Below are 14,615 nucleotides of genomic sequence, written 5' to 3' on the forward strand. Positions count from 1 at the left end.
AAATCAGTTATTAAACTAGTTATGCCGGTAAGAAAAGAGGATGGATTGTGGATCTCGCTATTGCATTATTACATGGAACAGTTGACCTATTCGTTGAATTCCTTTCACCGATTAGTCCCTATTTGATTAAAACCTATTCAGTAGAACCCCGAACCATTGCTATGCTCATTGCATCAATAATGCTGATGACGGCTTTAAGTCAAATTTTCTTTGCTATGGTTCTTCCCAGGGTGAAAAAACAATGGCTTTTGCTCTATGGAATTGTAGCTTTTGTCGTTCTTCCCACTTCACTGCTTTCATTCAAAATGAACATTATTGGACTATACTTGGTTTTTTTTACGGTTTTTTTAGCCAATGCTGCCTACCATCCTTTTGGTACAGCTTTGGCCAATCGCAATCAAAGCTCCAAAACGGTTACCTCTTTTGTGTCGGGAGGCATTGTCGGAGGGGCCTTGGGTCCAATTTTTATTACCTGGTGGGTTGGAAGCCTTGGGCTCAATAAAATTATCTTTTTTAATCTTTTAATTTTTATTATTCTTCAACCGATTCTATGGAAAATAAAAAGAAATTTCACTCCTATCACCAAACATCCAAATTTTTCTTGGAAGTCATTTCCAATTCTCATCCCAATTTGGATCATGGTTGGTTTAAGAACTTTCTATATGTCTTCTCTTCACACCTATTCACCAATGTATAGCAACTTTCGAGGGTATAGTCTTATTATTGGCGGTTCACTTCTCTCTCTTGGTTTGGTTTCCGGCCTGTTTTTTAATATCCTTGGTTCTCGATTTCGGATTCGATTCAACAATTGGCTGGTCAATGTGGTATCTTTTGCTGGAATGGGACTCTTTTTAAACATTTTTGTTCATATCGATTCTCTCGTTTTATTTATACTCTTCTATGTTCTTTCTGATTCATTTATGTTTTTCTCCATGAGTTCGAACGTCATAGAAGCCCAAAAAATTCTCCCCGGGCATCCAGCTTTCGCCGCATCGGTTTCAATGGGTTTAGCCTGGGCAACTGGATATCTACTCCATTTAAGCTATTCGTCTTTTTTTGGAAATCAGGTTGGTTTTGTCCTCAATAGTATCGGAATCTTCTCTCTTATTACCTCAGGATGTTTACTCATTTTCTCCCGTTTCTTTGGGAAAATACCAAAAGAATCATGAAAAAAAGTTATTCCCTCTTTCGGTTTTTTTCTCCTCAGTTTTTAATATTAATGTTGGTCGCTTTTGTTGCCAATTTTACCTATATATCAACTTCAATTCTTTTCGCTCTTTTTGCCAAGAAAATTGGTCTTAATGTTACTGAAACTGGAATTGTCATTGCAGCTTTAACCTTAGGTGCGCTCATTGGTGGACCAATCTGGGGTAAATTTGTTGATCGAACCGGAAAAAGGAAATTTACTATTCTCATCAGCATGATTGGTCAGGGTGTTTTTTGTCTTATCACTCCCTTTATATCTGGTTTTTTCCCTTTATTGATGGTGAGGTTTGGTTTTGGTTGGTTTTGGGTCGCTCAAACACCAATTGTGAATGAAATCATTATTAAAAAGCGGAATATCGAAGCCAGAAACCGTGAACTGAGTTGGATTAATATCATACGTGGTGTCAGCTATTCCTTTGCTATGCTCATTTCTGGTTATTTCAGTGATTTCGATCCGACCTGGAATTTCTACTTAGCAGGCTTCGTTTCCTTGGCAATAATTTATCCAATCTTTCTTTTGAAAAAAGTCGATGGATTAAGGAGCCAAAAAGAAGGTTTAAAAATCGATAATCGATGGATATTAAGAAGGAAAAATTTTCTTTTTTATCTCCCAATTTTCCTGCGATCAACAGCCGTAAACGGACTTTCTTTTTTCATCCCATTGTTTTGGAAGGAAAAGGGTCTGTCGGCAGCTTTCATAGGTATGGTTTTAGGAGTATCTAACTTCATTCAACTAATGTTTTTTCCAATCGTAGGAAAAACCTGTTCTCGGAAAACAAAAAATATCCCTACAATTATACAGTTTGGATATGCCTTAACTATGATTCCATTTATCGTAGCTCCATATCTCTATCGCGGGACATCAGTCTTCATTCCTCAATCGGTTCTTAGTATTAGTTGGGTGTTTTTCTATATTGGCTCTACCCTTCTCTTGGGGGAAATAGCTCCCCATTCCCAGAGAACCGAAGCTTTGGGGTGGATGGAAACCGCCTTTAATCTAGGAGGAACCATCGGCCCCATTGCTTTCTCATTGGTTCTTGCTGAAAGCAGCAATAACTACCTGCTATCTTTTTTAAGTTTTTCTTTGCTGGTTTTTTCTGCTTTGATTATTTTTTCCTCCTATGAAAGGAGATATCATAAAAGCTAAAAGTGCCACTCAGCAAAGTCTATGAATGATTCTTAAAAAAATTGGTTCGAACTAAGGCTTGCTTAATGACAATAGCAATAGCTCCTCCTACTAAAGCAGTTATCAATTGAGGAAATTGCATCATTTTTGCAACTGGAGGAGGAACGCTTACTAAAAAAGTTACCGATTGAGAAAGCACCAAATATTTAGCAATTGATCCAATAACAATCCCCAATCCCAGGAAACCGATATTATTTTCTCTTCTTGTGGTAATCAAAAAAAAGACGATCACTAATGTTACATTCCCTAACATAATGAAAGGGATCATCGGTCCCATCGGAGCCGGTAAAATACCCCGAGAAAAAGCTACCCAAGGTGTAAACAAGCCAATAACCATCCCACTTGAAACTCCCACCATCATAGTTGCTAGCAGTAAAAAGGCATTGACTAATGGCCCAGTAATAAATTGCGGCAAGCCAAGCAATTGGATAACCAAGGTAAGAGCAAAAAGGACTGCTGTTCGACTCACCCATCGAATCATTGATTGAGAGGTACTTTTCATTTTTTTTATTTTCTCCTCTTGGTTTGAATTATTTTCATTTTCTCATTCAAGTGACGAATGTCATCCCGTAACTCCAAATATAATCGATACCAGGGAAGAAGACTCTCCCTTAATTCAGGACCCGGTTCATAGATTTTTGCCAAATGAAAGGTTTTCCGATAGGCATCTTCCGGATCATTATACAGTCCCACCGCCATTCCAGCTAGGATTGCTGCTCCTTTACAACTCCCTTCTTTGTCTTGGGGAACTAAAATTTTTTCATTTAATACTGCTGACTTGACCTTCATCCAAAAATCGTTCTGAGTACCTCCCCCGACATTGGTTACTCGTTCAACCTGAATATTTAAGTTTTGCGCCATAATATCCCATAAATCCTTATATTCAAAGCCTAAACTGATGATCAAGGATTTAGTGAGGTCGGCTTTTTCCATCTGCCCTTCCAAATTTATAAAAGCACCGCGTGCACCGTCATAATCAGCCCCCAGGAGATATGGGAAAAAAAGACTAACTTCTTTGGGAATCTCTTGGGACATCTTTTTAAGATACTGATAATTTTCGTTAACCAGTTTTAAAAACCATTCCAAAGAATATCCGCCGCTGTAAATCCCACTCATTCCATAATACCGTTCTGGTATAGCATGATGTCCCCAGCTAAAAGAACGCTTTAGCTGGGAAAGATTGATTTGAGGGATGCTATCTAAGGCCATAGTCAGATTTTCAGTAGTTCCGGTTGAAATAAGAACCTGACCCTGCTTAAATACCCCCACTGCGACTGCTGCACACAAGTGATCATGCCCGCCGGTAACTACTTGAAGGTTCTCTGGTAATCCGGTAAGGCGGGCGATATTTTTTTGGATTGTATCTAAAACTATTCCCGATGGAGTGAGCTTTGGCATTTTTTCAAGAGGTACTCCAATGTTATCGAGTAACTCTTGAGACCACTGTCTATTTTGTTGGTCAAAAAACATGGTTCGTGAAGCCAAAGAATAGTCAAAAGAAAGCACTCCAGAAAGAGCAGATAAAACATATCCTGACATCGAAGTCCAATAACAAACTGATTGAAAAATCTCTGGTTCAAATTTTTGATGCCATAAGAGTTTATATAATGAGTATTTTGATTGAGGCGACAAACCAGTTAATCGATAGATATTATCACTTTTGATGGTATCTTTCGTTTCTTGAAAAATGGTATCGGTTCGAGTATCAAACCAGGCCGGACTTTTGGTAATCGGTTGAAGGGATTTATCCAAACCAACCATCACTTCAGCAAAGCTTGATATGCTCAAGGCAACGACTTCTTTTTTTGCACCAGATGAAAAACTTTTTAAGTTTTCCAACAAAACGTTCAAAACTTCCTGAGGTTGGTAACATCCACCATATTCATCACTTATAAACGGGGTGGGAAATGCCCTTTCTTCAACAATATCTCCATTTTCTGTAAAAATAATGATCTTGGTGTTAGTCGTTCCAATATCAATTCCCAACAAACAGGCCATTTTCTCCTCCAGTTCTCCCAAAATTTCGAAAAAAGAACTTAAATTTTATGAATTCAATGCTGAAGAAAGAGCTTCTTCTATATCCTTTTGGTCCTTGGACATCAGATGAAGAATACAATGGGTGGGACATTTTTCCACACATAAACCACATAACGTACATTTTTCCTGATCGATCTGGATCACTCCATCCTGGAAATGAATGGCTTGAACTGGACAGGTTTTCACACATAGTTGACATTTTATGCACCCCTTACTGCAAACCCGCCGTACTTCCTTTCCACTAGCTGGAGAAGAACATGCTAATCGAACTTGTTCTCTCCCCGGAACTAAGACTAATACCTTGCGTGGACACTCCTCAACGCATTTTCCACAACCAGTACATTCTTCCCAATCAATTACTGGAAGACCGGTTTCAGGATTGATATGAATAGCGTCAAAGGGACAAATTTTCTCGCAGGTGCCCAATCCCAAGCAACCATTAACACAACCGATATGAGATACACCTAAAACCGCTGCTGCTCGACAATCATCAATTCCTTGGTAAGCACCTAACTCTTGAACTGTTCCTTTTCCGCCCTGACAGACCAACATTGCCTTTTTGGTTTCTAAATTTCCAGTGGTTTTTCCAGTAAGCTTAGCGATTTCAGTCCACACTTTCACGCCGCCAACCGGACAGGCATTCACTGGAGCGTCTTCGTTGACAATTTTTTCTGCTAACCCGGAACAACCAGGATATCCACAGGCACCACAATTGGCACCAGGCAAAATCTCCTCGATCTTTTTTATTAAAGGGTTGGTATGTACAGCAAATTTCTGGGCGAACCAAGCCAGCATATATCCGAAAGCTACCCCTAAAATTCCAATCAAAACCGTCGGCAAAAGAATCGACATTTCAGCATCCTCCTCTACTTAATCAAACCCTTAAACCCAATAAAGGCAATGGCAAGGAGAGCGGTAACAATAAACGCCATTGGATACCCCCGATAAAAATTCGGTACTTTTGCATACCGCAATTTTTCCCGAATACCGGCTAACAAAACGGTGGCAACAGTAAAACCAAGAGCAACACTGATACTATAGATGACCACTTGAAGAAGATTGTAATTATAATCAACACCAAAAAAAGTAACTGCTAATATCGCACAATTGGTGGTTATTAAAGGGAGATAAATCCCCATGGCTCGATAAAGATTAGGTAGGTTTTTTTTCAGTAATATTTCGACTAGTTGCACCAATACTGCAATAACTAAAATAAAAACCATAATTCGTAAATATTCAAGTCGGAGAGGAATAAAAATATAATTCCAAAGACCCCAGGTTACGATGGACGAAAGCACCATAACAAAAGCAACCGCCATCCCCATGCCAAGTGAATTGGAGATATTGGTCGACATACCAATATAGGGACACAACCCGATGTATCTGGCTAAAAGGATATTTTCGATAAAAGCAGCGCTGATAATAATTTTAAAGAGGTCAACAAAGGTTACGCTCATTTATTCGTCCTCCTTGATACATGGTTGAGTACCCCGATATAAATACCAATCAGGAGGAAAGCTCCTGGAGGAAGAATCATAAACATCATGTTTTGATAGGTTTCGGGTAAGATTGGAACGGAGAGGATTGAGCCATATCCAAATAACTCACGAACCACTCCGATTGCAGTAATAACCAGTGTATATCCGATTCCCATTCCCAAAGCATCGGCTATCGACGGGAGGAGCGGCTTTCTGGAGGCAAAAGCTTCAGCGCGTGCCATAATAATGCAATTGACTACAATTAAGGGAATAAAAACTCCCATGGCTTTAGATAAAGGTGGTAGATAGGCTTTCATAACCAAATCGACAATGGTGGTAAAAGTTGAAATGACTACAATAAAAATTGGAATTCTAACTTGATCAGGGATTCCTTTTCGTAAAAGAGAAATGACTATACTCGAACAGGTCAATACAAAAATGACTGCAGCCCCCATTGCAAGACAGTTTTCGACTTTTACCGAAACTGCCAAGACCGAACAGAGCCCTATCATGAGACGTAAAACTGGGTTTTCTCCGATTATCCCGTTTTTAAAATAAAACCAAAACTGTTTCATTGACCGGCCTCCTTTCCCAACTCCGACAAAACACCTTGGCAAGCTCGAATAACCGCTCGGGAAGAAATTGTTGCCCCAGATAAAGCTTGAATATCGCGATTGAGTTCGAAAGAATCAGTTAATGGTTTGTTTTGAAATTGTTCTTGAAAATTCATACTAGTGATTTCTGAACCCAAACCTGGAGTTTCTTGGTGTTCCAAGACTCTCATTCCAACCATGGTGCTGGTTTGAGTTGATATTGCGATTAACAATACAATCTGACCACCATATCCCTTGGAACCTACCCGATACACTTTTCCAATTTTTTGGTCACCTTGATAAGCTTGATATTGAGCGATGATGGTAAAACCCTGGTTTTCTGTCTCAGAACTTACCTCCCGATCAGATGCCCCCTCCAGCTCAAAACGATCGGCTATTGGATAAACTATTTTCAAAGAATCCTCGAGTTCTTTTAAGCTATTTATCGCAATTGCTTTTTGTGTTACCTGATTGACAGCTGCCAAGGATGCAGCTGCAATAGCGCATACAACTGCCAAAGTAAGAGAAATTTTCAATTGTGGTTTCATGATTGCTTCACCCCAAAACGTCTTGGTAATAATTTATCCAGAAGTGGAACAACTGCGTTCATGACTAAAATCCCGAAAGTTACTCCTTCAGGATAACCACCTAAAATTCGAATAATACAGGTAATTGCACCCGCACCAAAACCAAATATGATTCTCCCCTTAAATGAGAGAGGCGAGGTGGTATAGTCATTGGCCATAAAGCAGGCTCCGATAATCGCCCCTCCGGCAAAGAGATGATAGATGGGGTTTTGACCGGTGATGAGGGCAACGCAGGACAAGCCAATAAGAAAAAAGAGTGGAACATCCCATTTTACAATTCCTAATCCCAACAGTAAGAAATACCCAATGAGAAGGAGCAAAACTGAAGTTTCTCCGATGCTTCCAGGAACGGTACCAACAAAAAGCCGCCAGAGAAGGCGGGGCTCAAATTGAGAAAGGACTTGAAATCCATATTCCTTGGTTAAGGTTAATGCTGTTGGAGTGGTAACTGCATCAATCCCCTGGGGCATGGTGGCTAGCCCTTGATCAATCGTGGGAAAAGCAAAGGGAGCCTTGGCATACCAGGAAGTCATAACTTTTGGCCACGATATGAGCAGAACTGCGCGACCTACCAAGGCTGGATTGAAAATATTTTGACCTAATCCCCCAAACATCTGTTTTCCCAAAATTATCGCTATTCCTCCTCCAGCAATAGCTATCCAAAAAGGCGAACCAGGGGGAAGAGATAATCCAAGCAGAAGACCAGTTACCAGGGCACTGCCATCCTGGATGGTCACTGGTTTTTTAAAAATTTTACAATCAAGCCACTCGAAAAAAAGACAGCTTAAAATACAAATTATAAGAGGTGCAAGAGTTAATTTAGGACCAAAAAAATAAATACCCCAAATTGTTGCAGGTATTAAAGCCACAACGACCATGAACATAATTTTCGGAACGGAAGCTGGACTTTTCAAATGTGGTGCAGGGGTTTGAAAAAAACGCAGTTCTCCCATCTTTATTTCCCTCCTTTCTTTGCCCGAAGAAGAATCTCTGCTTTTGCAATTTTAATGTAATGAGTTATCGGTATACCGGCGGGACAGACGTAAGAACAACTCCCACACTCTATGCAATCAAGAGCTCTTTGTTTTTTTGCTTCCTCAAAATCACCATGTTCAGCATATCGAACTAAATCGGTTGGCAAGAGATACATTGGACAGTGGTCAACACACCGTCCACAGCGTATACAGGAATACTCTTCTTTTGTAATATTTTTCCTCAAAAAAACAAACCCAGAGGTTCCCTTTACAACTGGTACTTCCAAGGTAACCTGGGCAATGCCAGTCATCGGTCCTCCCATAATAGTCTTTTCAGGAGACACCTGAAATCCTCCACAATAATTGACCAAATCCAATAAACGTACTCCAATTGGAACATCAAGATTCTCTGGATTAGTTAAAGAATCTCCGGTTAATGTAATGACTCTTTCAATTAATGGAATCCCCTCTTGGGCTTTTCGTCCAATTGCCCAAGCAGTTTGCACATTACTCACCACCACTTGAACATCAAGAGGTAATCCCCCCGGTGGTACCTCTTTTCCTAATATGGTTAAGATTAAATGTTTTTCTGAACCTTGAGGATATAAAACCGGAAGAGGGAAAATTTGAATGGGCAGTGGAAAATTCTGAAAATTGCGAGTAATTCTTTCAATACAATCTGGTTTATTTTTTTCAATACCAATTATAATTTTTTTAGCACCACAAGCTCGAGCTAAAAGAAAAACACCGGTTAAAATGAAATCAGTTCGCTCGACCATAACTCGATGATCACAGGTAATAAAAGGTTCGCACTCTGCTCCATTGATAAGCAGAGTATCAATTTTCTTTCCTGAAGGAGGGCTCACTTTGACGTGAGTTGGGAAAGCTGCGCCTCCTAAACCAACAAATCCACCTTCTCGTATCCAATTTTGGATACTTTTCGGGTCCATTCCTTCCATTTCTTCTTGAGATAAAATCCCATTTATTTCATCCTCTTGAGAACCATTATTTTCGATAACTATCGCTCCAAACTTTCCTCGAGTTGGATGCGGACATTCTTCAATTCCTAAAACTTTTCCAGCAATAGGAGAATGAAGAGGTGCGGTAACAAAAGCGTCAACATCGGCTATTTTCTGACCTCTTTTAACCATATCACCTTTTTTTACTAATGGTTGTAGCGGAGTCCCAGTATGTTGAAGAAGGGGAAGATACACTTTATCTGGAGAGGGAAATTTTTTAATTGGCTTTTGAGCCGTCAAATCTTTAAATGTAGGAGGATGAATACCCCCATGAAACAATTTGCCTATCATCATCTCTTCCTCCATATTAACAATGAAAAATTTATCGATCAAATATCTTCGATTTCATCTTCAATAAACCGAGTATGAAATACGCCTCTTAAGAAATCATCATTTTGCAATATTTTTAAATGAAAAGGAATTGTAGTCGGTACCCCTTCGACGACAAATGAATGAAGTGCCTCTCGAGAACGACGTATTGCATGGATTCGATCAGTATCCCAAACAACTAACTTAGCAATTAAAGAATCATAGAATGATGGGATCTCATACCCGGAATAACAATGTGAATCAATTCGAATTCCTGGCCCACGAGGTGTTTCATAATTTTTGATAAAACCTGGTGCCGGAATAAAATTCCGAAATGGATCCTCAGCATTTATTCTCATTTCGATGGCATGACCTCTTTGATTGAACTGATTGATATTTAATTGGAGTGGTTCACCTGAAGCTAATTGAATTTGCTCACGAAGGATATCCACACCTGATATCATTTCGGTAATTGGATGTTCTACCTGAATACGAGCATTTAACTCCATAAAATAAAATCGCTGATCATCGGTGACTAAAAATTCCATGGTACCACAAGTAGAATATTCTAATGCCTCAGCAGCCTTAACTGCAGCATCACAGATTTTTTTTCTTAAGTTATCATTTAAAAATGGAGACGGGGCCTCTTCTAATATTTTTTGCCTACGCCGCTGTAATGAACACTCTCTTTCCCCCAAATGAATGGTTTTCCCAAATCGATCAGCTAAAATCTGAACTTCGATATGCCGAGCATTATCAAGTATCTTTTCAATATAGATCTCTTCATTTCCAAATGCCATTTTTGCTTCTCGACGAGCACTTTTGAATGCCTCTTCTAAATTCTTATCGTTCTCGACCACTCGGATACCTCTCCCACCTCCTCCCAAACAAGCTTTCATCATAAATGGAAAATTTATTTCGCTGGCAATTTTTTTGGCTTCTTGTAAAGTATTCACCACTTCCAGGGAACCAGGGACTACCGGCACCCCTGAATCATGAATTATTTTTTTGGCCGAGAGTTTATTCTTCATTTTTTGGAGAACATTTACACTTGGTCCAATAAAAGCGATTCCATTTTCCTGTAATTTTTGAACAAAAAGAACATTCTCGGACAGGAAGCCATAGCCTGGATGGACAGCATCAGCTTTGGTGAGGAAGCAAGCTTTTAAAATTTTATCAATATTAAGATAGGATTCAGCTGGGGAGTTTCCGCCTAATGCAACTTTTTGATCAACATCGCGAAGATGGATAAGATTTCGATCAATATCAGAAAAGACTCCAACTGTTTTAATATCCATTTCACGACAAGCCCGGACAATCCTCAGCGCAATTTCCCCGCGATTCGCAATCAATATTTTTTGAAACAATAAAATCACCTCGTATTCCACTAAATCAAATAAACTATTGAGAGATGACAACTATTTAGAAATCAACTTAAAGCTGAACCCCCTCTTCGGGGTAAAGGATACATTCCTTTTCATCTTTCTTCACTGGATAAATTGCCAAACCCAATAAACCCACTTTTCCATAATACATCATAACCATAAGAAGAAACTTACTCAAAGTAAATAATCTTGGCGTTATTCCGGTTGATAAACCAACGGTACCAAAAGCTGAAAATACTTCAAAAATTATTTGAGTTGGGTTATTGGGTTGATAACTCATTATAATAATAGATACTACCGAAACTAACAAAAAGGGCAGAATCGTTTGAGCTATAGCCCGATAAATGGTTTCGTTTGGAATCCGGCGATGAAAATATTCAACACGGTTTTTTTCTTGTGCCACACCCTTGACTATCCCCAATAGTAAAGCAAGGGTGGTAGTCTTAATGCCACCCCCGGTCCCACCCGGGGATGCGCCAATAAACATAAGAAAGATCATAATAAATAAAGAAATTGAACGCAAAGAACGAATCGGAATCGTATTAAATCCCGCCGTTCGTGGAGTTACCGCCTGGAAAAAACTCGTTAGTACTTTATGGCCAGGACTAAGTATTCCAATCGTATTCGGATTATTCCACTCAGTTAACAGAATGAGAAGTGTTCCAGCCAGCAAAAGAAGAATGGTAACCCGAATCACTACTTTACTATGGAGACTTAAAATTCGATGTTTGGTGATGACTTCCTTGAGAACCATAAAACCCAATCCACCCGAAATAATCAAAAAACACAAAGTCAAAACAACCAAAGGATTTTGAACAAAATCTTCAAAACTATTTGAAAATATTGAAAACCCCGCATTACAAAAAGCGGAAACGCTATGAAATATTGAGGCAAATATCGCTTTGGGCAAAGGATATCGCCCGATAAAACTGATCAGGAAAAGAAAGGCTCCTAAGGCTTCAAAGGTAAAAGTATACTTTAATACATTGAGTGTAAATCGAACAACTCCACCAGGAGTTTCTAAACTAAAAGTCTCCTTTAAAGCAAGACGGTCACGATATTCAATTCTTCTTCCCAAACCAATAGCGATCAGGGTGGTTAAAGTCATGTAACCCAAACCACCACATTGGATAAGAACCAAGATGACAATCTGACCCCAAAAGGAAAAAAATGTTGCAGTATCAACCACAATTAAACCAGTCACACAGATGGCCGAAGTTGAGGTAAAAACAGCATCGATAAATTTCAGGTCTTTTCCAGGAGCAGTCATACCAGGAAGCATAAGTATAAAAGAACCAAGAAGGATAACGGCTATATATCCCAATAATATAATTTGAGCGGGTTTAAACATTATATGCCGCTCATGATTGACCGAACCAAAGATTGATGTACTTTTTCCAGTATCCCGAATAACTAACATAATTCAAGTATGATTTATCGTTTTTTAAATATTTTTCTTGCTTTTAGGAAGCCAAGCCAAAGATGTATTTATTTCAATTCAATCTCGCTTATTCTATCACATAACTTGCACAGGATTAAATCGTAGTGTAGTATTATGAATATGGATAACAACGAATTTAATGAATTTGATAGAAAGATTATTCACATTTACGATTCTAAAATAGTCCGGTTATTAAAAAAGCTCGGTTATTTGGTTATTGTGATATTCCTTGCAATTTACCTGCTTACTGGAATTTACATAGTCGGTCCTGATGAAGTTGGAATGATTAAACTTTTCGGTGAATTCGTCCGGCAGGTCCCTCCAGGAATTCATTATCATATCCCTTATCCTTTTGAAACTGTCATTAAACCAAAGATTACCGAGGTCCGCCGTGTGGAAATTGGGTTTCGAACCCTCAGCACCGATCCAATCCCCCGCTATCAATACTTTCCCGAAGAATCGCTGATGCTTACTGGAGATGAAAATATTGTTGATTGCCAATATACAGTGCAATACCGAATTAGTGAACCTTATTTGTTTCTATTCAGAGTGAAAGATGTCGATTCTGCAGTAAAAAAAGTGGCTGAATCAGCTCTTCGGGAAATAGTCGGGAAAAAGGATATTGATGAAGTTCTCACTTCAGGAAAAACTGAAATTCAGGATGAAACCAGGGCTCTTATTCAATCAATTTTAGATCGATATGAAGCCGGCGTTCAGATTATTGCTGTTCAGCTTCAGGATGTCCAGCCTCCTGAAGAAGTGGTTTCGGCTTTTAAAGATGTTGCCAGCGCTCGGGAAGACAAGGTTCGTTTTGTAAATGAAGCTGAAGGGTACCGTAGTGAAGTTATTCCCAATGCTCGTGGGCAAGCCGAGCAAATCATTAAAGAAGCTGAAGCCTGGCAAGAAAAAGTGGTGAAAGAAGCTGAAGGAGACACTTCCCGTTTTCTTCAAGTTCTCCAAGAATATATCCTGAACAAAGAAGTTACCCGTACCCGTCTCTATCTGGAAACCATTCAGAAGGCGTTTCCTCTGGTTCAAAAGTATCTCATCGATAGTTCCACGGCTTCCCAAGATATTCTAAAGTTACTCCCCTTAACTGGAAAGGATGGTTCAGCCGTTGTCTATTAATAAGTCGTTCTGGAAAAAAATGATTTTGATTATCATTATTCTAATTCTTATTTCAATTACCAAACCCTGGTTTACCCTTGATGAAACCGAACAAGGAGTCATTCTCCAGTTTGGCAAGCCAATTGCAGTGGTGCAAAAAAGTGGACTTCATTTGAAACTTCCTTATCCTTTACAGGTCATTTACGTTTTTGAAAAACGGATTCTTGATTATGATTCACCTCCGGAAGAAGTTATTACCGAAGACAAAAAGACTTTGGTGATAGATAATTATGTTCGTTGGCGTATTGTCGATCCACTCCGTTTTTTACAAACCGTGGTAACCGAAGCTAGTGCGATGGTTCGAATTGATGATATTATCTATTCTGAGTTGAGAGTTGAAATTGGCCGCATACCACTCTTCGATTTAATATCTATAGAGCGGCGTCAAGTTATGGATACGGTTACTGCCAATTCCAACCGGAAGGCAAGTGCTTTCGGAATTGAAATTATTGATGTTGGCATCAAAAGAGCTGACCTTCCCAAGCAAAATGAAGAAGCGGTGTTCCAAAGAATGAAAACTGAAAGGGAAAGGCAGGCGAAACAATACCGTTCCGAAGGCCAGGAAGAAGCTATCAAGTTGCGAGCGGAAACCGATAAAGAGAAAACCCTCATTCTAGCCGAAGCTGAAAAGCAAGCAAAAATTATTCGTGGCCAAGGAGAAGCCGCAGCTTTACGAATTTATGCTGATGCCTTTAAACAGGATCCAGAATTCTATGCCTTTCAAAAGACCTTGGAAACCTATGAAAAAACTTTTAATAATAAAGATATTTTGATCATGACACCGGATACTGAATTTCTCCATTACTTATTTAAAAGCAATCAGGAAATTGAAGAATGAACTTTAAAAAAGCCGGCGGGAGCAATTCCCGCCGGTTAACTAAAAAGATTTACTATTCGGTCAGTTGGTCAATGATTTTTTGAACTAAAGGTAAATAAGTAAAAGCCGGACCTCCACCCATAACCACTCCAACTTGAGCCGCTTCTAAGATTTCTTCTGTATTGGCGCCAGCCTTTACTGCTGCTCGGGTATGTAACCAGATACAATTATCACAATGTACAGCTACTCCAATTCCTAATGCAATCAACTCTTTGGTTTTAATATTGAGACTTCCATCAGCCATAGCTTGTTGGTAAAAACCATTGAAGCCTTCCAAGGTTTTTGGTGAAACATCTTTTACTCTCTTCAAGCCATTTCGATATTCTTGAAAAAAATTATTATCTGATGAACTCATG

General features: G+C 39.2%; 15 protein-coding genes. 4 read left to right on the forward strand and 11 right to left on the reverse strand.

Translation table 11 applies throughout. From position 1 onward, the window contains the following. Nucleotides 1-47: 47 nt before the first annotated feature. Both RT761_RS01625 and RT761_RS01630 read left to right on the forward strand, forming a co-directional pair. Complete coding sequence (locus RT761_RS01625; protein WP_218112356.1) at nt 48-1,169, forward strand: MFS transporter; 1,122 nt, start codon at nt 48-50, stop codon at nt 1,167-1,169. Next, the gene (locus RT761_RS01630; RefSeq protein ID WP_218112357.1) at nt 1,166-2,353 is read left to right on the forward strand and encodes an MFS transporter; all 1,188 of its coding nucleotides are present in this window, start codon (nt 1,166-1,168) and stop codon (nt 2,351-2,353) included. The genes RT761_RS01625 and RT761_RS01630 overlap by 4 nt, the downstream gene beginning before the upstream one ends. Nucleotides 2,354-2,372: 19 nt before the next feature. Here the strand turns inward: RT761_RS01630 and RT761_RS01635 are convergent, their stop codons facing one another. The 10 genes from RT761_RS01635 to RT761_RS01680 all read right to left on the reverse strand — a co-directional run bounded on the left by RT761_RS01635 (nt 2,373) and on the right by RT761_RS01680 (nt 12,125). Beyond that, on the reverse strand, nt 2,373-2,894 hold the full coding sequence (locus RT761_RS01635; protein WP_218112358.1) for an ECF transporter S component: 522 nt from the start codon (nt 2,892-2,894) through the stop codon (nt 2,373-2,375). A gap of 5 nt (nt 2,895-2,899) precedes the next feature. Continuing rightward, nucleotides 2,900-4,390, reverse strand: a complete 1,491-nt coding sequence (locus tag RT761_RS01640; RefSeq protein ID WP_218112359.1) for an FGGY-family carbohydrate kinase — start codon at nt 4,388-4,390, stop codon at nt 2,900-2,902. 45 nt (nt 4,391-4,435) lie between these two features. Further along, entirely contained in the window at nt 4,436-5,281 is an 846-nt protein-coding gene (locus tag RT761_RS01645) for an RnfABCDGE type electron transport complex subunit B (RefSeq protein WP_218112360.1), read from the reverse strand. Between the two features lie 14 nt (nt 5,282-5,295). Then, a complete protein-coding gene (locus tag RT761_RS01650) occupies nt 5,296-5,886 on the reverse strand; it encodes an electron transport complex protein RnfA (protein ID WP_218112361.1) in 591 nt (196 codons plus the stop codon). Then, complete coding sequence (gene rsxE / locus RT761_RS01655; protein ID WP_218112362.1) at nt 5,883-6,482, reverse strand: electron transport complex subunit RsxE; 600 nt, start codon at nt 6,480-6,482, stop codon at nt 5,883-5,885. Before rsxE ends, RT761_RS01650 begins: the two co-directional genes overlap by 4 nt. Next, nucleotides 6,479-7,048, reverse strand: a complete 570-nt coding sequence (locus tag RT761_RS01660; RefSeq protein WP_218112363.1) for an RnfABCDGE type electron transport complex subunit G — start codon at nt 7,046-7,048, stop codon at nt 6,479-6,481. The genes rsxE and RT761_RS01660 overlap by 4 nt, the downstream gene beginning before the upstream one ends. Next, nucleotides 7,045-8,040: an RnfABCDGE type electron transport complex subunit D gene (locus RT761_RS01665; protein WP_218112364.1), complete on the reverse strand. Its 996-nt coding sequence runs from the start codon at nt 8,038-8,040 to the stop codon at nt 7,045-7,047. Before RT761_RS01665 ends, RT761_RS01660 begins: the two co-directional genes overlap by 4 nt. A 2-nt stretch (nt 8,041-8,042) precedes the next feature. Then, the gene (gene rsxC, locus RT761_RS01670; RefSeq protein ID WP_218112365.1) at nt 8,043-9,374 is read right to left on the reverse strand and encodes an electron transport complex subunit RsxC; all 1,332 of its coding nucleotides are present in this window, start codon (nt 9,372-9,374) and stop codon (nt 8,043-8,045) included. Between the two features lie 35 nt (nt 9,375-9,409). Then, nucleotides 9,410-10,756 carry an acetyl-CoA carboxylase biotin carboxylase subunit gene (locus RT761_RS01675; protein WP_218112366.1) on the reverse strand — a complete coding sequence of 449 codons (1,347 nt, stop codon included), beginning with the start codon at nt 10,754-10,756 and terminating at the stop codon, nt 9,410-9,412. 67 nt (nt 10,757-10,823) lie between these two features. Beyond that, a complete protein-coding gene (locus RT761_RS01680) occupies nt 10,824-12,125 on the reverse strand; it encodes a TrkH family potassium uptake protein (RefSeq protein ID WP_218112367.1) in 1,302 nt (433 codons plus the stop codon). A 204-nt stretch (nt 12,126-12,329) separates the two neighbouring features. Here RT761_RS01680 and hflK point away from each other — a divergent pair, with 204 nt between their 5' ends. Together hflK and hflC are read left to right on the forward strand one after the other, a co-directional pair. After that, entirely contained in the window at nt 12,330-13,343 is a 1,014-nt protein-coding gene (hflK, locus tag RT761_RS01685) for an FtsH protease activity modulator HflK (protein ID WP_218112368.1), read from the forward strand. Next, entirely contained in the window at nt 13,333-14,220 is an 888-nt protein-coding gene (gene hflC, locus RT761_RS01690; protein WP_218112369.1) for a protease modulator HflC, read from the forward strand. The genes hflK and hflC overlap by 11 nt, the downstream gene beginning before the upstream one ends. Before the next feature lie 52 nt (nt 14,221-14,272). Here the strand turns inward: hflC and RT761_RS01695 are convergent, their stop codons facing one another. Next, nucleotides 14,273-14,614 carry a carboxymuconolactone decarboxylase family protein gene (locus RT761_RS01695; protein ID WP_218112370.1) on the reverse strand — a complete coding sequence of 114 codons (342 nt, stop codon included), beginning with the start codon at nt 14,612-14,614 and terminating at the stop codon, nt 14,273-14,275. Nucleotide 14,615: the final 1 nt, after the last annotated feature.

Source organism: Atribacter laminatus (assembly GCF_015775515.1).
Lineage (GTDB): Bacteria > Atribacterota > Atribacteria > Atribacterales > Atribacteraceae > Atribacter > Atribacter laminatus.

What these genes read in the sequence shown, in the direction of transcription:
- RT761_RS01650 (WP_218112361.1), bottom strand. Translation starts at nt 5,886, where the DNA reads ATGAGCGTAACCTTTGTTGACCTCTTTAAAATTATTATCAGCGCTGCT.
- RT761_RS01695 (WP_218112370.1), bottom strand. Translation starts at nt 14,614, where the DNA reads ATGAGTTCATCAGATAATAATTTTTTTCAAGAATATCGAAATGGCTTG.
- hflK (WP_218112368.1), top strand. Translation starts at nt 12,330, where the DNA reads ATGAATATGGATAACAACGAATTTAATGAATTTGATAGAAAGATTATT.
- RT761_RS01630 (WP_218112357.1), top strand. Translation starts at nt 1,166, where the DNA reads ATGAAAAAAAGTTATTCCCTCTTTCGGTTTTTTTCTCCTCAGTTTTTA.
- RT761_RS01645 (WP_218112360.1), bottom strand. Translation starts at nt 5,281, where the DNA reads ATGTCGATTCTTTTGCCGACGGTTTTGATTGGAATTTTAGGGGTAGCT.
- RT761_RS01665 (WP_218112364.1), bottom strand. Translation starts at nt 8,040, where the DNA reads ATGGGAGAACTGCGTTTTTTTCAAACCCCTGCACCACATTTGAAAAGT.
- RT761_RS01635 (WP_218112358.1), bottom strand. Translation starts at nt 2,894, where the DNA reads ATGAAAAGTACCTCTCAATCAATGATTCGATGGGTGAGTCGAACAGCA.
- RT761_RS01660 (WP_218112363.1), bottom strand. Translation starts at nt 7,048, where the DNA reads ATGAAACCACAATTGAAAATTTCTCTTACTTTGGCAGTTGTATGCGCT.
- RT761_RS01680 (WP_218112367.1), bottom strand. Translation starts at nt 12,125, where the DNA reads ATGTTTAAACCCGCTCAAATTATATTATTGGGATATATAGCCGTTATC.
- RT761_RS01640 (WP_218112359.1), bottom strand. Translation starts at nt 4,390, where the DNA reads ATGGCCTGTTTGTTGGGAATTGATATTGGAACGACTAACACCAAGATC.
- rsxC (WP_218112365.1), bottom strand. Translation starts at nt 9,374, where the DNA reads ATGATGATAGGCAAATTGTTTCATGGGGGTATTCATCCTCCTACATTT.
- rsxE (WP_218112362.1), bottom strand. Translation starts at nt 6,482, where the DNA reads ATGAAACAGTTTTGGTTTTATTTTAAAAACGGGATAATCGGAGAAAAC.